The sequence below is a fragment of the Labrenzia sp. THAF82 genome (genome assembly GCF_009363435.1).
Taxonomy (GTDB): domain Bacteria; phylum Pseudomonadota; class Alphaproteobacteria; order Rhizobiales; family Stappiaceae; genus Roseibium; species Roseibium porphyridii.
The window spans coordinates 2376891-2397072 of the sequence record NZ_CP045354.1; the positions used below are offsets into that span (position 1 = coordinate 2376891).

At 54.4% G+C, this 20182-nt stretch carries 21 protein-coding genes and 1 pseudogene; 12 read left to right on the top strand and 10 right to left on the bottom strand.

Features of this window, described 5'->3' with window-relative positions; translation table 11 throughout:
* The first annotated feature begins 12 nt into the window (after nucleotides 1-12).
* Entirely contained in the window at nucleotides 13-570 is a 558-nt protein-coding gene (locus tag FIV00_RS11095; protein WP_173005954.1) for a GNAT family N-acetyltransferase, read from the top strand.
* On the opposite strand, the gene FIV00_RS11100 is transcribed toward FIV00_RS11095, so the two are convergent.
* A complete protein-coding gene (locus FIV00_RS11100) occupies nucleotides 563-1153 on the bottom strand; it encodes a TetR/AcrR family transcriptional regulator (protein WP_152500805.1) in 591 nt (196 codons plus the stop codon). The two genes, FIV00_RS11095 and FIV00_RS11100, sit on opposite strands and share 8 nt — an antisense overlap.
* Before the next feature lie 125 nt (nucleotides 1154-1278).
* Between FIV00_RS11100 and FIV00_RS11105 the strand changes: the two genes are divergently transcribed.
* Nucleotides 1279-1695: a 4-oxalocrotonate tautomerase gene (locus tag FIV00_RS11105; protein ID WP_152500806.1), complete on the top strand. Its 417-nt coding sequence runs from the start codon at nucleotides 1279-1281 to the stop codon at nucleotides 1693-1695.
* A 138-nt stretch (nucleotides 1696-1833) separates the two neighbouring features.
* On the opposite strand, the pseudogene FIV00_RS30550 reads toward FIV00_RS11105, so the two are convergent.
* Nucleotides 1834-2835: pseudogene (locus FIV00_RS30550) on the bottom strand (methyl-accepting chemotaxis protein); the annotation flags it as partial.
* Nucleotides 2836-4263: 1428 nt separating this feature from the next.
* Entirely contained in the window at nucleotides 4264-5820 is a 1557-nt protein-coding gene (locus FIV00_RS11115; protein WP_152500808.1) for a 2-isopropylmalate synthase, read from the bottom strand.
* Here FIV00_RS11115 and FIV00_RS29770 point away from each other — a divergent pair.
* Nucleotides 5819-5971 (top strand): hypothetical protein, encoded by a 153-nt coding sequence (locus FIV00_RS29770; protein WP_173005955.1) that lies wholly within the window; start codon nucleotides 5819-5821, stop codon nucleotides 5969-5971. The genes FIV00_RS11115 and FIV00_RS29770 overlap by 2 nt on opposite strands.
* A 659-nt stretch (nucleotides 5972-6630) precedes the next feature.
* Here FIV00_RS29770 and FIV00_RS11120 read toward each other — a convergent pair.
* Genes FIV00_RS11120 through FIV00_RS11130 form a run of 3 tightly spaced genes read right to left on the bottom strand, consistent with a single transcriptional unit; the run spans nucleotide 6631 to nucleotide 8164 of the window.
* Nucleotides 6631-7329, bottom strand: coding sequence for a DUF899 domain-containing protein (locus tag FIV00_RS11120; RefSeq protein ID WP_152500809.1), 699 nt, complete (start codon nucleotides 7327-7329; stop codon nucleotides 6631-6633).
* 2 nt (nucleotides 7330-7331) lie between these two features.
* Nucleotides 7332-7844, bottom strand: coding sequence for an SRPBCC domain-containing protein (locus FIV00_RS11125; RefSeq protein ID WP_152500810.1), 513 nt, complete (start codon nucleotides 7842-7844; stop codon nucleotides 7332-7334).
* 5 nt (nucleotides 7845-7849) lie between these two features.
* Nucleotides 7850-8164 carry an ArsR/SmtB family transcription factor gene (locus tag FIV00_RS11130; RefSeq protein ID WP_371419583.1) on the bottom strand — a complete coding sequence of 105 codons (315 nt, stop codon included), beginning with the start codon at nucleotides 8162-8164 and terminating at the stop codon, nucleotides 7850-7852.
* 153 nt (nucleotides 8165-8317) lie between these two features.
* Between FIV00_RS11130 and FIV00_RS11135 the strand changes: the two genes are divergently transcribed.
* Together FIV00_RS11135 and FIV00_RS11140 are read left to right on the top strand one after the other, a co-directional pair.
* Nucleotides 8318-8968, top strand: coding sequence for a glutathione S-transferase family protein (locus FIV00_RS11135; RefSeq protein WP_152500812.1), 651 nt, complete (start codon nucleotides 8318-8320; stop codon nucleotides 8966-8968).
* A gap of 58 nt (nucleotides 8969-9026) precedes the next feature.
* Nucleotides 9027-9929: a DMT family transporter gene (locus FIV00_RS11140; protein ID WP_152500813.1), complete on the top strand. Its 903-nt coding sequence runs from the start codon at nucleotides 9027-9029 to the stop codon at nucleotides 9927-9929.
* 73 nt (nucleotides 9930-10002) lie between these two features.
* Here the strand turns inward: FIV00_RS11140 and FIV00_RS11145 are convergent, their stop codons facing one another.
* Complete coding sequence (locus tag FIV00_RS11145) at nucleotides 10003-10767, bottom strand: SDR family NAD(P)-dependent oxidoreductase (protein ID WP_152500814.1); 765 nt, start codon at nucleotides 10765-10767, stop codon at nucleotides 10003-10005.
* 171 nt (nucleotides 10768-10938) lie between these two features.
* On the opposite strand from FIV00_RS11145, the gene FIV00_RS11150 reads away from it, so the two are divergent.
* Nucleotides 10939-11835 carry an AraC family transcriptional regulator gene (locus FIV00_RS11150; protein WP_152500815.1) on the top strand — a complete coding sequence of 299 codons (897 nt, stop codon included), beginning with the start codon at nucleotides 10939-10941 and terminating at the stop codon, nucleotides 11833-11835.
* On the opposite strand, the gene FIV00_RS11155 is transcribed toward FIV00_RS11150, so the two are convergent.
* From FIV00_RS11155 to FIV00_RS11165, 3 genes are all read right to left on the bottom strand, one after another.
* Nucleotides 11832-12743: a PhzF family phenazine biosynthesis protein gene (locus FIV00_RS11155; RefSeq protein ID WP_152500816.1), complete on the bottom strand. Its 912-nt coding sequence runs from the start codon at nucleotides 12741-12743 to the stop codon at nucleotides 11832-11834. The genes FIV00_RS11150 and FIV00_RS11155 overlap by 4 nt on opposite strands.
* 139 nt (nucleotides 12744-12882) lie before the next feature.
* Nucleotides 12883-14037, bottom strand: coding sequence for a GNAT family N-acetyltransferase (locus tag FIV00_RS11160; protein WP_152500817.1), 1155 nt, complete (start codon nucleotides 14035-14037; stop codon nucleotides 12883-12885).
* Nucleotides 14038-14107: 70 nt separating this feature from the next.
* Complete coding sequence (locus FIV00_RS11165) at nucleotides 14108-15010, bottom strand: pirin family protein (protein ID WP_152500818.1); 903 nt, start codon at nucleotides 15008-15010, stop codon at nucleotides 14108-14110.
* 421 nt (nucleotides 15011-15431) lie between these two features.
* Here FIV00_RS11165 and FIV00_RS11170 point away from each other — a divergent pair, with 421 nt between their 5' ends.
* The 6 genes from FIV00_RS11170 to FIV00_RS11195 all read left to right on the top strand — a co-directional run bounded on the left by FIV00_RS11170 (nucleotide 15432) and on the right by FIV00_RS11195 (nucleotide 20181).
* Nucleotides 15432-16082, top strand: coding sequence for a pyridoxamine 5'-phosphate oxidase family protein (locus FIV00_RS11170; RefSeq protein WP_152500819.1), 651 nt, complete (start codon nucleotides 15432-15434; stop codon nucleotides 16080-16082).
* A 225-nt stretch (nucleotides 16083-16307) separates the two neighbouring features.
* Nucleotides 16308-17243, top strand: a complete 936-nt coding sequence (locus FIV00_RS11175) for an ABC transporter ATP-binding protein (protein WP_152500820.1) — start codon at nucleotides 16308-16310, stop codon at nucleotides 17241-17243.
* Entirely contained in the window at nucleotides 17240-17731 is a 492-nt protein-coding gene (locus tag FIV00_RS11180) for a GNAT family N-acetyltransferase (protein ID WP_152500821.1), read from the top strand. Before FIV00_RS11175 ends, FIV00_RS11180 begins: the two co-directional genes overlap by 4 nt.
* Nucleotides 17728-18489 carry an ABC transporter permease gene (locus tag FIV00_RS11185; protein ID WP_152500822.1) on the top strand — a complete coding sequence of 254 codons (762 nt, stop codon included), beginning with the start codon at nucleotides 17728-17730 and terminating at the stop codon, nucleotides 18487-18489. The genes FIV00_RS11180 and FIV00_RS11185 overlap by 4 nt, the downstream gene beginning before the upstream one ends.
* Nucleotides 18490-18522: 33 nt before the next feature.
* On the top strand, nucleotides 18523-19425 hold the full coding sequence (locus FIV00_RS11190; RefSeq protein WP_152500823.1) for a D-alanyl-D-alanine carboxypeptidase family protein: 903 nt from the start codon (nucleotides 18523-18525) through the stop codon (nucleotides 19423-19425).
* A 111-nt stretch (nucleotides 19426-19536) separates the two neighbouring features.
* Nucleotides 19537-20181: a class I SAM-dependent methyltransferase gene (locus tag FIV00_RS11195; protein ID WP_173005956.1), complete on the top strand. Its 645-nt coding sequence runs from the start codon at nucleotides 19537-19539 to the stop codon at nucleotides 20179-20181.
* Nucleotide 20182 lies beyond the last annotated feature (1 nt).

Here is a 20182-nt window from a genome sequence, read left to right on the forward strand (position 1 = left end):
GAGAACGCCTCCTTGTCCGATCCGATATTGGTAACACAACGTCTCAGGTTAACGCCGTTTCTGGAGACGGATTATGAATTGCTGAGAGACTTGCATTCAGACCCTGAGGTCAACCGTTACCATTCGCCGGGCCTTGCACCGATGGCGGAGGCGGAAGTTCGCCGGCGATTGACATCCTATGTGGAGGATCATCGACGCACGGGCATCAGCAAATGGAAGCTTGAAACGATTGATGAGGACTTTATCGGGCGGGCAGGGTTCTCCTGGCAGAACGAACCGGACGGATATGAACTGGGATACAGTTTGAAACAGGCATATTGGAGACAAGGATACGCAAGCGAAATCGCAATTGCTCTGGTTGACTGGTTCTTCTCGCACAGAGCAGAGGACCAAATGTTCGCATACGCCGCCTCGGAGCACCAAAAATCCTTTGCCGTCATGGAAAAAGCAGGTCTAAGACCGTGGATGGAAATGACCAAACACGGCGTGTCATGCCGCTTCTACCGGATCACACGACAGGAACATGAAAGAGCGCGTGGCCTGGTCATTCCGACAAGCGGGTCTAACTGATTTCACACCCGGACGCTGCCGCGAGCGCGACTGGCAGTGCCGCATTCGCCACTTCTTCTGCCAGTTTCTCGTCAGCCATGGCACGTGCTGTGGTGAGCGCGCCTATGAGGATGCTCAGGAAGGCCCAGGCAGATTTTCGTCTTTCCTCTTCGACCGCACCCGGCAATCCCCGCGCAATCAAGTCTGCTATGCGATCCATCTTAAGGTCGTAGAGTTCCCTCGTGTCTGCATCTGCCCGGGCGACGTCGGGCGACATGGCGGTCATGGCACAGCCGCAGGCGCGATCCTTGCGATGCGCGGCACCCAGGTAGTAACGCGAAAAGGCGTCAACCCAGCCTTTGCCGTATTGCCTTTGATAGTCAGGAATTGTCTCAATAACCTCGTCCAGCCCTGCTTCAAGCGCCATTCGGAACGCATCGTTCTTGGATTTTAGATGGGCGTAGAATGCTCCGGATGTTGCTCCGGCAGCATTTGCGATACCGTCAACGCCAATACCGTCAAACCCTTCTTTTTTGAACATCCGACCGGAGGCTTCCAGGAGGGACTTCCGCGTCTCAGCCTTGCGCGTATTCTGCTTAGTCATTTTCGTTCGGCCTTAAATTATATAACGACCGCAATATTTTTCTTGAAGATATAACGATCGTTACATATATGGAGCTTATCGAAGAATATAACGAACGTTATATTTGAGTAAGGAGACAGATTCTTATGCCTTTGGCTTTGACGTACACAGAGGGCGTCTTCGACGCTGATACAGGTGCCGCAGCTGGTCGCAAGATTACCCAGGCATTCCTGAAATGGCATGGATTGACGGGTAACACGGTCATGACGCCCAATGTCACAATGCAAATCCAGGCGCTTCCGAAATTCGCTGCTCTTTCGGGAGGCGAGCCAGTGTCAGCTGCGTGGCTGGAGTGCAAAACACCGTCTTTTGCGCTTGCGGATCGGGACACCCAGGTCGGCTTCTTCAGGGAAGCTACAGACATCATTGAAAACGCTACAGGTGGAACACTTCCACGAGACCGGATTTACACCAATCTGGTTCACACGGTCGACGGTTCCTGGAACCTCGACGGTCGCGCCATGACCAACAGCGAATTGGGGGAGCGCATAGCGCGAGGCTGAGCCGCGCGAAAAGATGCCGGTTCAAACCGTCGGGCATAAAAGATGGCATTTGTTTGAAAGAGCATTGGAGCCAAACGAAATGAAGGCCTGGCATGACGCCAGGCCTTCATGGTTTTTCTCACCGTTCGCGATGCAGCGCTACGCTGCGGCCACACTTTCCAAGAAGCGATCCACCGTGAGTTTCAAGGAGGCCGAGTTATCGGTGCTGGCCGTTGAGACGGTTCGCATCTGTTCGATCGACCGGCGCGTGTCAACGACTGCCGAATTCACCTGGGTCACGTTTTCAGAGACCTCAGACGTACCGGCCGCAGCCAATTGTGCATTCCGGCTGATTTCCTTCGCTGCCGCATCTTGTTCTTCGACTGCAGACGCGATGTTCGTGGTGAAGCTGTTCACCTCTTCCATTGTTGTTGCGATCTCGTCGATTGCTGTTGCGGCTTCATTCGTTGATGTTTGAATTCCGGAAATCTGCAAGCTGATTTCCTCAGTTGCCTTGGCTGTTTGTTCGGCCAATTGTTTCACTTCAGAAGCAACAACCGCGAAGCCACGGCCTGCTTCGCCTGCTCTTGCCGCCTCAATGGTCGCATTAAGGGCAAGCAGGTTCGTTTGGCCTGCAATATCGGAAATCAGGTTGACAACATCGCCGATTTTCTGGGCGGCTTCTGCCAGTCCGGAAACCTGATGGTTTGTTGACTGAGCTGAACTGGTTGCCTTGTCGACGATTTCCATCGTGCGGTTGACCTGCTGGGCGATCTCCTGAATGGAAGCGCCAAGTTCCTCTGCAGCGGATGCAACCGACTGAACATTTTCTGACGCATTCCCGGAAGAGGTTGCTGCACCATTTGCCTGGCCTGACGTCAGCTCGGCAATGTCCGCCAGGTCACTGGCCGTGTTGTTCAGTTGGTCCATGTTGTCTGCCACTGAATCGAGCAGCCCTCCGGACTCGTCCCTGAAAGTATCGATCAGACGATCGATCTTGCGTTGCCGTTCAACCCGCTTTGCAGTCTCTTCCGCAGATTCCCCTTCCAGCCTCTGGCGTTCAACGGCATTGTCCTTGAAGACTTGAACAGCCTTTGCCATTTCACCAATTTCGTCTTTGAAGCCGGTTGCCGGGACTTCGGTATCAATACTGCCATCGGCCAACTGCTGCATCGCCGCAGTCATGGAGTGAACCGGCTTGACAATGGATCTCGCAATCACGGTTGCAGCGAAAACGGCGATCAACAGGCTCGCCAGACCGATTGCAAGTTCCATTCGCTCCGTGGCCTGGATACTCGCAACAGCTTCCGGCCCAAGCTGATCCTGATCGGCTTTCACGCTGAGTTTTACATCTTCGACCGTTTTGGCAATCTGCGGTCCGATCTTGTCCAGCGTTCCGTGGATGATATCGTTTCTCGCCGTAATGTGCTGGACAACCTGTCCAAACGCAGAGCGGTAGTCTTCAAGGCCAGATTGTGCGGCTTTTGCAGCGGCTACGCGAGTGGGATTCTGCAACTCACCAATCAGCGTTACGAGCTCCTCGGCCGTTTTTTCAAACTCGTTTTGAGTACGCTCCGCAGATGCTGCGTCGTTGACGATCAGAAACTTCTGCGCATAGAGCCTTCCAAGCAAAAAGCTCTCCTGAACACGCCCGGCCCAATAGGTTGCTGTTGCATCACCATCCTCAAAAGCACTCACGGCGACTTTGGTGATTTCCTTTCGAATTTCAGGACCTTTTTCGTTCAGGATCGCCACATCTTCGTTGCGCTTGGCCTGCAGTGCGATCACTTTATCGAACCCAACGCCATAGTCGCCCAATGCGCCGCCGATCGAAAGAATACCTTTGGCACGCTCCGGATCCTGGATTTCGATTTCGGCTTCCTTATGGAAGGACTGCGCCTTTGCGAGGCGCTCCTTGACAACGCTAATCGCTGCCTCGTCGCTCTTGATGACAAAGTCCTTCACGCCTAGCCGCGTCATCAACACGTTTGCCTGCAAGCGTCCCACAAGATTGGTATCGCGCGCCAAACCTCGATATTCCGAAAATGTCGTCTCTGAGTTCGATAGACCGAAGTATCCCGTACCCGCCAGCAAAGCCAGCAAAAGGATGATGACGCCAAAGCCAACATAAATTCTCGGTCCAATCCTGACCGTACTCAGTAGTCGTTCCATGCCCCACACCCCTTAGCACTACGAACCGCAAATCAAACGTGAGGGGATTAGGGGCCTTTGAACTTAACAAATTGATAAATCACATTTTTTTGACTTCATGTGCAACCGTGAAGATACTGGTGCCGTCAATTTGTTATCGATCACCTATCCTAGGATGTAACGCGCTAGGTCGAATTGCCTATGTATTTGCACTTAGGAAAAATTGGGCGTGCCAAGCACTCGCAATCAATCTGGCAAAATCACCAATTTTGCCGACTCATTTCGTGTCAAAATCGAATCAGCTGGGCTGATTGATTGGTGAGATACGTCCAAGGACGAGCACGCAGACACTTGTGACGGTTTTCGCTCTAAGGTCGCAGGAAGAAGCAAAAAAGGCCGCACTTGGCGGCCTTTTTCCGTTCTTTTTTCGTCGACGGCTTAAACAGCTGCGAGCGCGCCGGGATTACCGGTCTGTTGGCGCAGAGCCAGTTTGTTAACGGCCGAAACGTACGCACGGGCAGAAGCCACCAAGGTGTCTGTATCCGCTCCCTTGCCAGTAGCGATACGACCGTCGGCTTCCAGACGCACCGAGACTTCCGCCTGCGCGTCTGTTCCTTCGGTCACAGCATGCACCTGATAGAGCGACAGTGTTGCCTCATGCGGTACGATCGCCTTGATGGCGTTGAAAGTCGCATCAACAGGTCCGTCACCTGTTGCCTCCTTGGTGATGTGTTGACCGTTCACATCCATCGTCAGGATTGCTTTTTGCGGACCACCCGTTCCGGCGATGACCGTCAGGGCAATCACTTTTGTGCTTTCACCCAGGATGTTGATTTCATCCTCGACCAGGGCCTCAATGTCCTCGTCATAAACATGCTTTTTGCGGTCGGCCAGGTCCTTGAAGCGGCGGAACGCGTCTTGCAGTGCGTTGTCGCCCAACTCAAAACCCAATTCTCGCAGCTTGTCGCGGAAGGCATGACGGCCAGAATGCTTGCCCATGACCAGGGATGTTGCTTTCACTCCGACATCTTCCGGACGCATGATTTCGTAGGTTTCTGCATTTTTCAGCATACCGTCCTGGTGGATGCCGCTCTCATGCGCGAAGGCGTTTTTCCCAACAATCGCCTTGTTGTATTGCACGGCGAAACCGGATGCGCCGGCGACCATCTTGGATGCCCGTACCAGGAACTTCGGATCAATCTGGGTCGTATAAGGCAGGATGTCGCCGCGGGTCCGAACGGCCATGACGATTTCTTCCAGCGAGGCATTTCCCGCGCGTTCTCCGAGGCCATTGATCGTGCACTCGATCTGGCGTGCTCCGCCAGCGACACCAGCCAGCGAATTGGCAACTGCCAGGCCCAGGTCGTCATGACAATGGACCGAGAAAATTGCCTTGTCGCTGTCTGGGACACGTTCACGGATCTGCTCGAACATCGCCTTGTATTCATCCGGGGTCGCATAACCGACCGTGTCGGGCAGATTGATCGTGGTGGCACCACACTTGATCGCAGCCTCAACGCATCTGCACAGATAGTCGATCGGAGTGCGGGTTGCGTCCATGGCGGACCATTCCACATCCTCGATCAGATTGCGGGAGCGGGTCACCGTGTCGGTGATGATCTCCATCACCTCTTCTTCCGTCTTGTTCATCTGGAACTTCAGATGAATTGGAGACGTGGAGACGAATGTATGAATCCGGCCCTTTTCAGCATGTTTGACGGCTTCACCACAGCGATCGATATCGGCATGGATCGCTCTGGCAAGGCCCGCGATGACGGAGTTCTTGGAGCGCTTTGCGATCTCGCTGACAGCTTCGAAGTCGCCATTGGAGGCAATCGGGAAGCCGGCCTCGATGATGTCGACGCCCATGTCGTCGAGGATCTCGGCGATCTGCAGCTTCTCTTCCAGTGTCATCGACGCGCCGGGCGATTGTTCTCCGTCACGCAAGGTGGTGTCGAAGATGCGGATCTGGTCCTTCTCAGGAGTGGCAGTCATGTCGTTTCGTCCCAGTCTTGGATCGGGCCGTTCTGCAATTGATGGAACCTGGGCGCGCGATCCGGATTTCGTGATGCGTTTTCAAAGTGTCTCCCCTAAGTGCCCGTTCCGCCATTCATACGCGGATCAGCCGACGCTCAGGGGCATCTAAGAAGGAGGAGATCGCCAAGTAGAAGGAGGCCGCGCGTGGACCGCGCGTTAACAGAAGAGCCGGAAATGTCGCTTGCCGCGATCATGGATCTGTCTTTGGCCTTTGATCATCTTCAAATTGCGTCTGTCGAGGTTCGCTTAAAAGCATGACCTGACAGTTAACGAGTTTCGTTCTTAAGGCAGGTTTTCATCCGATGCAACAAGGTTCTTTCCAGATGGAGGCTTTGCGTACGGAACGACTAGGATACGCCCTTGTCTTTGGTGTGACCGCAGAGTTGGCCCATAATTGAACCGGGAGAAACCAAACTCATTGTCTTTGAAGGACAAAGGATTACGCGAATAGCGTTGCACGATCACCGTGGCCCTGAAAAATGTGACTGACCCAAACCTAAAGGAAATAAGCGGTTTTCTGCTTATATGTCGAACTGGAATTGGTTGGTTGCAGCAAGGTGCCTGGTTCAAGAATGTGGCTTTGGGCGAAACAACAGGATGCCGTGTTCGAAATGTCGAATGCTCAATTCGACGCGGTTACGAGATATGAGTTGTAGTTGGCGCGTGCCATCTTTGTACTGGTCTTGAAGACCTACCAGTGTGTCGGCAGAAACTTTCTGCCGATGTCCAAGTAAGGTCGCCGTTCCGGGAAATTCGTTTTTCGGCGGCTCAATAGGTATCGCGTCGTTTTACCCAGGCCTGAGGGTAGGGCAGGCTTTCTTCATCGCGACCGAGATGCGTCAGATCCAGAAGATTGTAGGCCATATTCAAGATGTCGAGACCCCGCCCATAGGTAGAATAGCTGTGGGCGACCCGACCATCTTCGAGCTTGATAAAGGTGCTCACGCCCGGCAACTCCTCGGTGCCAACTGGTTGGCCTTTGTAGTTGTAGCCACGGCCTGCCGGATCTTCCTTGCCGGGGAACGTAACTCCGTAATCATTGTTGAAGCTGGTGCCAAGGGAAGAGACCCAGTCAAACGTCCAGCCCATACGTGTTCTGTAGGCTTCCAGTTTTTCCAGCGGCGCGCTGGAGATAGAAACAAGTGCCGTGTCCCGGGCTGCCAAATGGACATCGAGCCGCTCGTAATTGTCGGCCCAGAAGGAACAGCTCGGACAGCCTTCCTCCCAGTTCTCGCCAAACATGAAGTGATAGACAACGAGCTGTCTTTGCGGCCCAAACAGGTCTGACAGGCTCTTCGGGCCATCCCTTGTGTCGAAAACGTAGTCTTCATTCACGAGCACAAGCGGCAAGTCGCGGCGTGCAGCGGACAGCTGGTCGCGCTCCTTGGTGAAAGCCTTTTCCTTTGCCAGGAGAGCCTTTCGCGCTTCAAGCCATTCATCCCGACTAACGATCTGTGGTGATGACATTTTCATTCTCCCGGTACGTGTTCCATTTCCTTGACGAAATCGGCAAGCCGCTCAAAACAGCCGTTCCAGCCGCCGCCAACGCCGTGACGCGCGTCTTCGGTTTTGATGGCTTCATGCGAAAGCCGGACTTCGGTGGCCTTGCCGGCAGCGGTGAAAGTTACAGCGACCTTTGACGTGTCAGTTGTTTCGCGCGTGCCGTCGGCAAATTCCTTGACGTGACGCCAACTGAATTCGAGCCGGTTGGGAGGGTCGATGAGCAGATACTCTCCCTCAAAGTGAATTTGCTTTTCGTCGGTCTTATCAATCACAAAGCACCATTTCCCACCGATCTTCAGATCGATCTCGACCTGCTCAAGCGAACCGGCTTTGGGAATAAACCAGCAACTGACATCCCGCGGATCGGTAAAGGCGCGGAAAACCCGTTCGGGAGCCGCCCTGAAAAGACCCTCGACAATGATAGGATCCCGACCCGGTTCCGACTTCAAAAACTCTTTGGCAGTCTGCTGAACAGTCATCTTACTCAATCCTCTTTGGCCAGATGGCGGGCAAGGGCATCGAAGCGGTCAATCCAGAAAGCTTCGTATTTCTGAAGCCAGTCGACGGCTTCCTTGATCGGGGCCCCGCGGAGCCTGCAATGCCTGGTTCGGCCGCGTTTTTCGACTTCAACAAGGCCTGCATCGGACAGGACACGTAAATGTTTGGAAACTGCCGTCAGCGACATGTCGAAGGGTTCGGCAAGGTCGGAAAGTGTCGTTTCACCCGTTGCCAAACGAGAGACAATGGCACGTCGTGTGCCATCGCTGAGTGCGGAAAAGGTAGCGTCCAATTGGGGCATCTGAAGCACAGTCATAAAGTGAACCTTTTGGTTGACTATCATCTAGTTTCATTATAGTCAACTAATTGGTTGAGTAAAGAAGTGCAGATTACCGATAGCTCAACAGGGCCAGCTGCAGTGTGTTGAGAGTGGCCCGACAAAGGAGTGGATGAGATGAAGCTTTATGTAACCGACCTGTCTCCCAACAGCAGACGCGTGTTGGCTGCGGTCAGTCATCTTGGTTTCGATGGCGAGACCGAGATCCAGAAATACGATCTGATGAAAGGGGAGCATCGCTCGGACGAACTCAAGGCGGTCAATCCCAATCAAAAGGTGCCAGTGCTTGTTGACGGCGATTTCAGCCTTTGGGAAGCCAATCCAATCATGATTTACCTAGGTGAACGTGCCGGTGCCGAAGAGTTTTGTCCCACACATCGGCAGGGCCGCATCGAGGTGCTGCGATGGATGTCCTGGGAGGTTCAACACTTCAATCGTGCGCTCGGAGACATTGTCTGGGAGACCGTTGCCAAGCAAGCATTCGGCCTTGGCGCGCCCGACTCTGTCAAGATCGAGGCCGGTCTGGACAATTTCCGCCGGTTTGCTGAGGTTCTGGAAAACCACCTTGCGGATCGGGACTTCGTCCTAGGTGATGAGTTGACGGTCGCTGATTTTGCGGTCGGCAGCCATTCCGCATTGGCAATGCATCCTCAATCCCAGGTGCCTCTAAAGGATTTTCCGAAAGTCAACGCGTACCTGCAACGCCTCGAAGCCGTTCCGGCCTGGGCTGCAACTGCTCCCAAGCCTCGTGCGGAAGCGGCGGAATAGCTCTTCAGACTGAACGGCCATTGCCGTTAACAAGGCCAGCCCCTAGGCTGGCCTTGTTATGAGCCGTTCCTACCTGTTCGCACTCTTTATGGGCGTCGTCGCAGCATTTCTGCTGGGAATGAATTCCGTATCCGTGCGTTTCCTGACTTCTGACTTGCACGGGCTGCAGATAGCCGTTTTCCGGCTTTGGATCGGCTGTACAACGATCTTCGCACTGCTGATGCTCTCAGGGTATCGGTTCCGGCTGTTTCCCTATGACCGGTATCAATGCCTGGCTATCGCCGGATTTACACTAAACTACATCACGTTCCACATTGGCCTTGAGAAGACCAGCGCCACCAATGCAATGGTGCTCGAAAACACAGCGCCGTTCTTCGTGCTTCTGTTTCTTGTCATCACACGGGTGGAGAGTGTCAGGTGGTCCGACGGTGTTGCCACCGCGATGGCGTTGGCTGGCGTTTACCTGACAGTACGGCAGGATCTTGAAGTCGGCGCCACTGGTCTGGAAGGCGATATCTGGGAGATTGGTGCTGGTATCAGCTGGGCAATGTTCATAGTCGGCAGCGCAGCATCTGTCAAAAAAACGAGGTCCAGCCTGGACCGGATGGCGGTGTTGCTGAAGATTTTGCTGCCGTGCGGCCTGGTTTTGACACCCTCGCTATTCTTCTACCCGCTTCAGGTGACAACGATAGATATTTCCGTCCTCTTGGCGCTCGGTGTCTTTTCGACAGCACTTTGCTACTACCTTTGGTACGAAGCCATGTCCGAGGTCTCCACCGTCACGGCGTCATTGCTGATTGTCCTGTCCGTTGTGTTTGCGTTTGTTGCCGCATTCTTCCTGTTGGGCGAGACGGTCACGCCAGACATGTTGATTGGGGCCACTCTGATTGTCTTCGCCGTTGTCCTTCCTGGACTGGTTGATACCTTTGCCTCCAAAGCAGATGCCAAAGAGCCGGACTAAACGATCTTGGTTTTCCGCCAGAATTCGTTGCGGCGGAGAGAATATGCCGCTGCAATGCGGTTCTCTGGCCATTTTACAGACTCTGGCCACCGGAGACTTCGATGCGTTGTCCAGTCATCCAACCCGTTTCGCCTGTTAGAATCGCGGCGACCGCACCTCCGATATCATCTGGCATTCCTGCTCGGCCCATGGCTGTCATGCCCGCGATTATTTTGTTGAGTTCAGGAACATCCCTGACAGCACCACCACCAAAGTCCGTTTCAATCGCGCCTGGAGCCAGTGTGTTGATAGCAATGCGCCGTGGTCCGAGTTCCTTCGCGAGATAGCGCGTCAGTGTTTCAACTGCTCCTTTCATCGTCGCATAAGCCGCATATCCGGGGATTGTGAAGCGTGCAAGACCGGTGGAAATGTTGAGGATCCGGCTGCCGTCCGGGAGCATCGGCAGAAGTCCTTGGGTCAGAAAGAAGACGCCTTTGACGTGGATGTTCATGAGGTGGTCAAACTCATCTTCGGTGGTGTCCGCAAAGGACTTGTGAACACCAGTGCCAGCATTGTTGACCAGAATATCAAACCCGTCGCGTTGCCAAGTTTCATTCAATACGGCTCTCAAGTCCGAATAAAAACCTGGGAAGGCCGAAGTGTCGGTCGTGTCCAACCCAATTGCGACTGCGCGCTGACCGAGTGCCTCGATCTCTGCAATGGTTTCTTCTGCTGACGCCTTGTTGGAATTGTAGGTCAGGACGCTGTCGACGCCGTGCCGTGCCAAGTGTATGGCCATGTTCCGGCCAAGACCGCGGCTGCCGCCGGTTATCAAAGCGATTTTCGTGCCATTGGTCATCTGTTGTCTCCAAACTGCGTTCAGTGGATCTGATGACACTGAGATAGCTTTTCGCCAGTAGTCGTACCTGCCGGTTCCTCCTGAAAACCTGCCTAATTCTCTGAAATGCTAAGGTAGTGTGATTGTCAGTTCAGAGTTTTGCCTTTATCTGCAGAGATCCGGGAGAGCTTGATGCAGACAGACCAATTGACGCAAAAGCTGATTGATTTTGCAGACGAACGAAGGGTCGGAAACGACCCCTTCGACATTGGCGTTCCCGGTGTAACTTTGGTGCGTCAAAGGCAGAGGACACAGGTCTATCCTGTCGTCTTTCATCCAATTTTCTGCCTGGTTCTCCAAGGTGCCAAACAAACTTATGTCGGAAGCCGAACGGTTCGCTTTGCCAGCGGCCAGTCGCTGATCGTCGGTTTGGATCTGCCGGCCGAATCCAAAGTGATCGAGGCAAGTTCCCAGAAGCCCTATGTTGCCTTGGCGCTCGATCTGGACATTGCGTTGTTGCGTGACCTGTCGGGCGAGTTGGACCTCCTGGAGCACGGAAGCGAGAAGACGGTGGCGGTCTCCAGCGGCAAAGCCGATGACGCAATTGTCGATGCCATGCGGCGGCTGTTCGAACTGACCGAAATGCCCGAGGCGGCCGCGGTATTGGAGCCCTTGATCAAAAGGGAAGTGCATTTCTGGCTTTTAAAGGCCGAGCACGGCAGTATCTTGAGACAACTGGTCAAACGCGACAGTCGTGCTGCGCGCATATCGACGGCGATTGACAGGATCAAGAGGGAGTTTGCAACGGCTCTGCGTATCGAGGATCTTGCGCAGGACGCGGCCATGAGCGTTTCGGCCTTTCATGCCGGTTTCAAGAACATTACCGGCACAACACCGCTTCAGTTTCAAAAGAGGCTGCGCTTAATGGAGGCGCGGCGCTTGTTGCAGAATGACAAACTGTCTGTTTCTAACACCGCGTTTCAGGTCGGGTACGAAAGCCCGACCCAGTTCAGCCGGGAGTATTCCCGGCAATTCGGTCAGACACCGCGCGCTGACAAAATCGGTTCTTCTGACGTCTCGACCCGTTAAAGGAACAATTCGCCGCGGGCGACAAGTGTTGCCTGACCGCCAATTCTAACCGCATGCATGTTGCCGCCGTCGATGTCGATTTCAAGATCGATCAGGGATGGCCGACCCATGATGAACCCTTGTTCGATCCGGATATGGTGGGTGCCGCTTGGAAGGTCGTCGTAATAGTCGACGACGCCGGCAAAGGCAGCGGCAGCTGAACCGGTGGCAGGATCTTCCGGGATGCCCATGTCGGGCGCAAACAAGCGGGCCTGGAAGGCGCTGTCATGCGAGCGAGTTTCCCGGCAATAGACATAGGCATCATTGTGCCCGTCCTTGCCGAAGCCTGCCTTCCACATGGACTGAACCGGTTTCGCGCGCGCCAGCGCATCAAGGTCCCGCACCGGTACGAAGGTGAAGGGAGGTCCTACGCGGAAGCGGGAAGGGGCATGATTTTCAAAGCCAATATCGGTTGGCTCCAAGTTGAGCGCGGCGGCGATCAATTCCACATTGTGGGTGGGACCGGCGGGCTCCGGAAGGCTCGGTACGTCGAATTCCGCGAAGGCTGCAGCATTTTCCCGTAGGATCACCGCACAGCGAACGGTGCCGATATTCTGTTTCAGAACAACGACCGCATCCTGTTCGTTTGAAACTTCACCAAATCTTTCCTTCGCCATCAAAATGGCGGTGCCGACGGTTGGGTGGCCGGCAAACGGCAGCTCTAGCTTGGGCGTGAATATCCGCATGTTGGCGGAGTGTCCGGGGTTTTCCGGTGGAAAGACGAACACTGTCTCCGACAGGTTGAACTCGCCTGCAATTTTTTGCATCTGCTCGTCACTGAGACCTTCGGAGTCCAGAACAATTGCCAGCGGATTACCGGCAAGGCTCGTGTTGGTGAAGACATCCAAGATCGCGTAGCGACGGCTCATATTGTTATTCTCCCTAGAGACTCACCAGTCAGCTCTTCCTGAGGTGAGCGGACTTTTGCATGTCTCAGCAAGTCCCGCCAGTGATTAGTGCCCATTCTTGGTGAACAAAGGGTTGCCCGGATCTGGCCGTTGCGGGCGTTCATTCAGGCAACAGATGCTCTGCAAACGCACGTGCATAGGACACGACCGCAGGATCATTCAGATCGGCCCGTTCGCGAATGATCCTGATATCTGCCAATTCACGTTCTTCCGTGCTGTCCGAAAAGCGCATGATCGAGCGACGCAATTCTTCGGCGGGCTGATCGAGATCGAAAATCCGGGCAATGGAAATACGTGGTCCATCAAAGGCGATTAGAACGTCTCCAGCCGTGACGTCCTTGCCGTTCAGACCGGTTTCTTCTTCCAACTCCCGGTAAATTGCTCCGACGACATCTACTTTGCCTTCTGGTGACAGGTCAGTCGGGTCGAGATTGCCGCCGGGCGGATAGATTGCGCCAGCAGTCGCCGTATGAGCAGCCATTACGCCAAACAACAGAGCACCGTCAGCCGACCTCAGGATGGCTGAGCCAAAGACGTTGTAAGCGGAGGGATCGGGTGCTCCCCAATCGCGCCAGGCAAGAAAAGCGGAATATGAACACTCTGTGCAACTGCCCTTGAATTCACCGTCTTCAAAGGAATAGTCGGTCAGTTTCAAGGTGCGGCCGTTCCAAAGCAGGCCAATTCGCTTCTTTGCTTCTTCAAAGTGTTCAGCGATTGCGGCTTCATTTGCCTGTTCGAAGGCCCAGTTATCGGGGGAGAGGCTCAGATCCACTCCGCGGACGGCATGCACCGGAGACTGCAGATGCTTTTCCATCATGGGTATAGTGCGACCTGGCGACATTTCGCTCGGCCGTTTTGCAATGGTCGCAAAGCCTTGCCGTGCATAGAACGCCTCGGAATGTGTGTCTGCTTCCAGGTAAAGTCTGGATAACCCAAGCGTGCGGGCACGGTCGTGTGCTCTGGTCAGCAGAAGATCCCCGATGCCCTGACGTTGGGCCTGCGGGGCGACAAAGAGATAGTCAACCAACAACGTGTCTTTGTCTTGTGCCGCCAGACCCGAAAAGGCAACCGGGCTGCCATTCCTTTCCGCGACAGTGACATATTGATTGTCGATAATCTCTTCGGTGATGAGCCAGTGCTTTCTGAACTCAGCCATCTTGTCGTCCGGATATCCCCAGGACGCCTTGGCGCTGTGCAGAATGTCGGTGAGAGCCGAGGCATCGGCTCTGGTTGCGGCTCTGAGTTTTAAGGGCATGGCTGTCCGGTTGGTTGTCTACCCGACAGCCCTAGCCAGATAATGTGAACGTTACAAGGCAGGTCGATCCTTATCGAATAAACGTGCCGTTCTGAAGTTCGGAAACCGCTTGCACCAATTCATCGCGCGTGTTCATCACAATTGGGCCGTGCCACGCAACGGGCTCCTTGATTGGGGCACCGGAAACCAGAAGGAAACGAATACCTTCATCGCCTGCCTCAACGCAGATCTCATCACCGCTGCCGAAAACAACGAGTGACCGATTGCCGGTCTGATCCCGGATCTTGAGTTCTTCGCCTCCAAATTCCTTTTCAGTCAATACGCCAAAGGGTTCCGAGGCCCCGTCGAACGTTCCAGAGCCTTCAAAGACATAGGCAAAAGTCTGCTTGTAAGTGTCTACTTTAAAACGTTTTTTTTGTCCCGCAGGCACATGAATGTCGAGGTATTGCGGTTCCGCGGCGATACCATCTACCGGGCCGCGTTTGCCCCAAAACTCGCCGCAGATGATCCGCGCGGACGTGCCGTCGTCGTCAACGACAACCGGTATCTCTTTCGCCGCGACATCCTGATAGCGAGGTTCTGTCATTTTCAAAGACGAAGGCAAGTTGGCCCAGAGCTGAAAGCCGTGCATGCGGCCTCTGTCGTCGCCCGTGGGCATTTCCTGATGCATGATACCCCTGCCTGCAGTCATCCACTGGACGTCGCCCGCACCCAGGTGGCCGGTATTGCCGAGGCTGTCTCCATGTTCGACAGTTCCGGCGAGAACATAGGTGATGGTTTCAATGCCTCTATGCGGATGCCAGGGAAAACCGGCCAGGTAATCCTCAGGCCTTTCATTGCGGAAATCGTCCAGCAGAAGAAACGGATCCAGCATTTCCGGGTCCTGAAATCCGAAGACACGCTCAAGCTTGACACCTGCGCCTTCAAGCGTCGACTGCGTTCCACCGATATGCGTGACTGGACGGACTGACATGATCACAATTCCCGAGTTGGTTTTCTCACACCGAAAATAGAGACAATCGACTGAATTCCCATAGCCGGCCAACGAACGCAGTGTTCAAGTCCAGGAAACAGTGCAATTGCTTGCTGAAGGTACTGCTGGTTTCAGCGGGCTATCGTGTGTCTATTGAACCGTCGGAAACAGAATTCACATCAGGAATTTTTTGTTTTTGATACTTGGGACCATTTGAGATCAAAACGCCTGTTTCAGCTAAAGGGATTGACAATGTCGTCAAGAATGAGGAACGTACCTCATTGCTGACGCTAGGCACGTTGAGTGCATTGCAAATGCTGGCGTCAGATTTCGATTCGCCTGCTAATTCGGTGATCAGAGCTCGCAGCGAATTGATTCAATCGCATGCGTTCAGGCATTGAAGTCACATAGGGGAGGGAAAATGCAGCAATTCTCGGTCAATCCGGATTTCATCGTTCGGGACGAAACGTCTCTGCGTGAGCTCTTTCCCGCAACACACGAGCTTGCCATTCAAAAGTGCCAAACGAGGCTCGACAAACATGCACGAGAATTTATAAGCCGCTCGCCTTTCCTTTGTTTGGGAACGCAGGGCGTGGATGGCAGAGCTGACGTCAGCCCGCGAGGGGATCCCGCTGGATTTGTGAGGGTCCTGGATCAGGAAACACTGGCGATTCCAGATCGACCGGGAAACAATCGCCTAGACAGCTTGAGCAATATTGTGGCGAACCCGAGTGTGGGCTTGCTGTTCATGGTCCCGGGTTTTGATGACACTTTGCGTGTCAATGGTACAGCCACCCTTGTTGTCGATCCTGAGTTGCTCAAAGCCATGAGCATCAATGACCGGGTGCCCAAGGTCGCGATTGTGGTCAAGGTGACATCGGTCTTCATGCACTGTGCCAAGGCGTTTCGTAGATCGCAGTTGTGGGATCCGTCCAAGTTTCAGGACAGAAGCGAAATGCCGTCGCTGATCAACATCATAATGGATCAGACAACCGGGGCGCCGGACGATGCTGGGGAAATGAAGGCCTTGGACGACAAATTGGAAGAAGACTACAAAAGAACGCTTTACTAGCCCCGGTCCACATGTGTCAGAGCTTCGGAGCGGTCGGGTTTTCACGTTTCTTCCAATGCTCATGCCCAATCGACGATAGCATTGTATAACAAGCGGGTAGGGCCTTTGGCAGCCGATCATCGAACGGGATACCTTGCATCTTGCGGAGGCTCTGCCCACATGCGAGGGTGCTTCGTCTTTGGCCATCCGGTCAAAACTGAACTGTTCGTTCCGGTTTAGGTCTTCATGTCACCAATACTCTCCGTCCGAGACCTGGAAAAAACCTATGAGGGTGGCTTCCAGGCACTTAAGTCCGTTTCGCTTGATATCAGTCAGGGCGAGGTCTTTGCGTTGCTCGGACCCAATGGTGCCGGAAAAACAACCTTGATCAGCACAATTTGCGGTCTCGTTCAGCCAACCAGAGGCAGTATCCAGGTGGGCGGACACGATGCAATCAGGGAGTACCGGGCCGCGCGGCAGTTGATCGGTCTGGTTCCACAGGAAATGCCGACCGCGCCATTCGAAATAGTTGGTGACACTGTTGCGATGAGCCGTGGTCTATTTGGCCTGAAAAGAGACCCGGCGCTGATTGAGCGAATTTTGAAAGACCTCACGCTTTGGGACAAAAAGGACAATCCGATCATGGCGCTCTCGGGTGGCATGAAGCGCCGGCTGCTCGTTGCCAAGGCTCTTGCGCATGAGCCCAAGATCCTGTTTCTCGACGAACCAACTGCGGGTGTCGATGTGGAGTTGCGTCATGACATGTGGCGGATCGTCGGCGAGCTCAAGGAAAAGGGCGTCACGATTATTCTGACCACGCACTACATCGAAGAGGCCGAACAGATGGCCGAGCGGGTAGGGGTGATCAACAAGGGGGAAATCATCCTGGTCGAGGAAAAGCAGGAGTTGATGCGCAAGCTTGGTCGCAAGCTGCTGAAACTCAGTCTTTCCGAACCCCTTGATGCAATACCTGAAGAACTCAAGGGCTACGAACTCGTTCTCGAGGATGACGGGACCAGTTTGACCTACACTTATGACACCCACGCAGAACGCACAGGGATCACGTCGTTGCTGACGGACCTGGCGAGCGCCGGCGTGAGATTTCAAGACTTGCAGACAGACCAGTCGTCGCTGGAAGACATATTTGTCGGGCTGGTTAGAGAAAATCGGGACCAAGCATGATGACGGACTATTTTATCCGACGCGCGAAAGCTGAAGACCGGGACGCCCTGACAGATCTTTGCCTGCGCTCCAAGCAGTCCAACGGCTATGACGATGATTTCATGGCGCAGTGTACCGAAGAACTGACTGTCAGAGACAGCTGGATAACCGGCACGGAGTTCTGGTTGGCCGAGGACAGCAGCGGAAAGCTTGCCGGCTGCATTCGTCTGTCCGTTGAAGAGGATGGGGCAACTGGCGAACTTGAAACGTGTTTCATTGACCCGAGTTGTCAGGGCAAAGGTGTCGGCCGAGCGCTTTTTGATGAACTTCATGCCCAGGCGAATTCGCTGAAGCTGGAGCGCATTGGCCTGGATGCTGACCCCTTCGCGGAACCTTTTTATGCGCGCATGGGGTTTAAAACTGTCGGGCGGACACCGTCCGGATCCATTCCCGGACGTACCTTGCCAAGGATGGAATTGGAGCTGCAGAGAGGGCGGGCCAGCGCATGAACTTTGAAGCAGTCAAGTCCATCTACCTTTCGGAAATGGCGCGGACCAAACGGACCGTCTTCCAAAGTGTGATTTCGCCGGTGATCTCCACGGTGCTCTATTTCGTGGTCTTCGGGGCTGCTATCGGTTCTCGCATAACCGAAGTTGATGGTGTCAGCTACGGTGCCTTTATCGTGCCCGGCCTGATCATGTTGTCGCTCATGACGCAGAGCCTTTCAAACGCTTCCTTCGGCATCTATTTCCCGCGCTTTACGGGCACGATTTTTGAAGTGTTGTCAGCGCCTGTTTCTTTCCTGGAAATTACCGTCGCCTATGTTGGGGCTGCGGCAACCAAGTCAGTTATTGTCGGGTTGATCATTCTGATCACGGCCAACTTCTTTGTGGATCTTCAGATCCAGCATCCGGTCTGGATGGTGGCCTTCTTCATTCTGACAGCGGTTACGTTCGCACTTCTCGGTTTCATAATCGGCATCTGGGCAGACAATTTCGAGAAGCTGCAGTTCGTACCACTCCTGATCGTGACGCCACTGGCTTTTCTTGGCGGAAGCTTTTATTCCATCAATATGCTGCCGGAGTTCTGGCAAAAAGTGACCCTCATCAATCCGGTGGTCTATCTGATTTCCGGATTCCGTTGGAGCTTTTACGGACAGGCGGATGTCAGCCTGTGGCTGTCTTTGCTGGCAACCATGATTTTTCTGGGCGGCTCATTGGCCGTCGTACATTGGATATTCAAGACCGGCTATCGTCTGAAAGCCTAGGCAGGAAAGCGCCGGTCATGCGTGAGACAAACAATGCTCTGGTCTTCTTTCGTTAAAAAGACATCCGTGGTTCTGCTGGCGGGATTTCTCGCCGGCTGTCAAACCGCTCAGGGGCCGTCATCGCAGGCACCATCGCCTGCAACGAATGCCGCTGCGTCCGCATCCGTCCAGAGCTCCTCGTTGCCTGTCATCAGCTATGCACCGGCAACGGCCGTTGAACGCGGCTTTTCCGCACTGGTGCTGAATGCGGCCACGGGTGAACAGCTCTATGATGTCGATGCCGACGCGCCGCGGTATCCTGCATCGTTGACCAAGATGATGACGCTGTATCTGCTGTTCGAAGCAGTTTCAAATGGTCGTTACTCCCTGTCTTCTCCGCTTGAAGTTTCCGCAAATGCGGCAGCGCAGCCTCCTGCAAAGATCGGCCTCAAGGCAGGCTCAACGATAACCGTTCAACAGGCTGCACGCGCGCTTGCCGTAAAGTCGGCCAATGATGTTGCGGTTGCCGTTGCGGAGAATATCGCAGGCAGCGAAGCGGCCTTCGCACGGCAGATGACCCAGCAGGCACGTGCGCTTGGAATGGGAAAGACGCGTTTCGTCAATGCAACCGGGCTTCCGGATCCGGCGCAGGTGACGAGTGCTCGTGACATGGCAAAACTCGGGCTCGCTCTCAAGCGAAGGTTTCCGCAGTATTCCAGCTACTATCGCCAGAAATCCTTCAGCTACAACGGCCGGACCTTCAGAGCGACCAACAATCTGATTGGCAAGGTTCCGGGTGTCGACGGTTTGAAGACCGGCTATATCCGGATGTCCGGCTACAATCTTGTCGCTACGGCGAGACGAAGCGGAAAGCAGTTGATCGTCGTTGTGATCGGCGGGAAAAGCGAAGCTGCACGTGACCAGGAAGTGACCCGGTTGATCGAAGCCAATTTCTGACGTGTCGACGTCGATAAATTTGGCAGGTCACAGCGCAAATTTGTCCCTTCGCAGGAGGTGAACTTCATCTCGGCATTGCAAGATCCCTCCGTTTTCACGAGGGACATGCACATGACTCTGGCAGAGCGATACGAGAAGGGAGCCGATCGGTGGGCCTTAACCCTGGAACGACTGGGTTTTCCGGCTGCCTATCGTTTTCTGTTTTCCAAGCTTGGCCTGACAGTGCACGACAAGGACGTATGTGACGTCGGCACTGGCTGCGGCGATTTTGCAGCCGCCCTGTTTGAAGTCTCCGGTCAAGCTAGGTCTCTGACGCTTGTCGACCCGTCATCGACCATGCTGCAAAAGGCATGCAGACGATTGCGATTAGCTGGACGCCAGCTGCGATCATTGCCGGTGCGCCTGGACGAACTGACCTCGGACAAGACCTACGACCTGATCCTCGGTGCCCACGTGCTGGAGCATCTTGAAGATCCCGAGCACGGGCTCAGACACCTTCTTGAACTTCTCAAGCCCGGCGGCCGCCTGGTCCTTTCGGTAAGCAAACCTCACATCTGCCAATGGTTCATCTGGCTGCGGTGGCGCCACCGTTGGTATCACGAAGATGACGTTTGTGATCTGCTTCGTCGCGCGGGGTTCCAGTCCATCGAAGTGCATCGTTTCCCCAATGGTGTTCCATCGCGCTGCAGCCATGCTTATTCGGCCTGCCGCGTCGCCAATCAGGATCCGTTTTTGGGCCAAATTCTGGAGAGTTGAT

What these genes read in the sequence shown, in the direction of transcription:
- FIV00_RS11105 (WP_152500806.1), top strand. Translation starts at nt 1,279, where the DNA reads ATGCCTTTGGCTTTGACGTACACAGAGGGCGTCTTCGACGCTGATACA.
- FIV00_RS29770 (WP_173005955.1), top strand. Translation starts at nt 5,819, where the DNA reads ATGTCGTTTCGTCCCAGTCTTGGATCGGGCCGTTCTGCAATTGATGGA.
- FIV00_RS11120 (WP_152500809.1), bottom strand. Translation starts at nt 7,329, where the DNA reads ATGTCATCACCACAGATCGTTAGTCGGGATGAATGGCTTGAAGCGCGA.
- FIV00_RS11175 (WP_152500820.1), top strand. Translation starts at nt 16,308, where the DNA reads ATGTCACCAATACTCTCCGTCCGAGACCTGGAAAAAACCTATGAGGGT.
- FIV00_RS11140 (WP_152500813.1), top strand. Translation starts at nt 9,027, where the DNA reads ATGAGCCGTTCCTACCTGTTCGCACTCTTTATGGGCGTCGTCGCAGCA.
- FIV00_RS11180 (WP_152500821.1), top strand. Translation starts at nt 17,240, where the DNA reads ATGATGACGGACTATTTTATCCGACGCGCGAAAGCTGAAGACCGGGAC.
- FIV00_RS11190 (WP_152500823.1), top strand. Translation starts at nt 18,523, where the DNA reads ATGCTCTGGTCTTCTTTCGTTAAAAAGACATCCGTGGTTCTGCTGGCG.
- FIV00_RS11130 (WP_371419583.1), bottom strand. Translation starts at nt 8,164, where the DNA reads ATGCCCCAATTGGACGCTACCTTTTCCGCACTCAGCGATGGCACACGA.
- FIV00_RS11160 (WP_152500817.1), bottom strand. Translation starts at nt 14,037, where the DNA reads ATGCCCTTAAAACTCAGAGCCGCAACCAGAGCCGATGCCTCGGCTCTC.
- FIV00_RS11155 (WP_152500816.1), bottom strand. Translation starts at nt 12,743, where the DNA reads ATGAGCCGTCGCTACGCGATCTTGGATGTCTTCACCAACACGAGCCTT.
- FIV00_RS11145 (WP_152500814.1), bottom strand. Translation starts at nt 10,767, where the DNA reads ATGACCAATGGCACGAAAATCGCTTTGATAACCGGCGGCAGCCGCGGT.
- FIV00_RS11150 (WP_152500815.1), top strand. Translation starts at nt 10,939, where the DNA reads ATGCAGACAGACCAATTGACGCAAAAGCTGATTGATTTTGCAGACGAA.
- FIV00_RS11170 (WP_152500819.1), top strand. Translation starts at nt 15,432, where the DNA reads ATGCAGCAATTCTCGGTCAATCCGGATTTCATCGTTCGGGACGAAACG.
- FIV00_RS11100 (WP_152500805.1), bottom strand. Translation starts at nt 1,153, where the DNA reads ATGACTAAGCAGAATACGCGCAAGGCTGAGACGCGGAAGTCCCTCCTG.
- FIV00_RS11115 (WP_152500808.1), bottom strand. Translation starts at nt 5,820, where the DNA reads ATGACTGCCACTCCTGAGAAGGACCAGATCCGCATCTTCGACACCACC.
- FIV00_RS11125 (WP_152500810.1), bottom strand. Translation starts at nt 7,844, where the DNA reads ATGACTGTTCAGCAGACTGCCAAAGAGTTTTTGAAGTCGGAACCGGGT.
- FIV00_RS11195 (WP_173005956.1), top strand. Translation starts at nt 19,537, where the DNA reads ATGACTCTGGCAGAGCGATACGAGAAGGGAGCCGATCGGTGGGCCTTA.
- FIV00_RS11185 (WP_152500822.1), top strand. Translation starts at nt 17,728, where the DNA reads ATGAACTTTGAAGCAGTCAAGTCCATCTACCTTTCGGAAATGGCGCGG.
- FIV00_RS11135 (WP_152500812.1), top strand. Translation starts at nt 8,318, where the DNA reads ATGAAGCTTTATGTAACCGACCTGTCTCCCAACAGCAGACGCGTGTTG.
- FIV00_RS11165 (WP_152500818.1), bottom strand. Translation starts at nt 15,010, where the DNA reads ATGTCAGTCCGTCCAGTCACGCATATCGGTGGAACGCAGTCGACGCTT.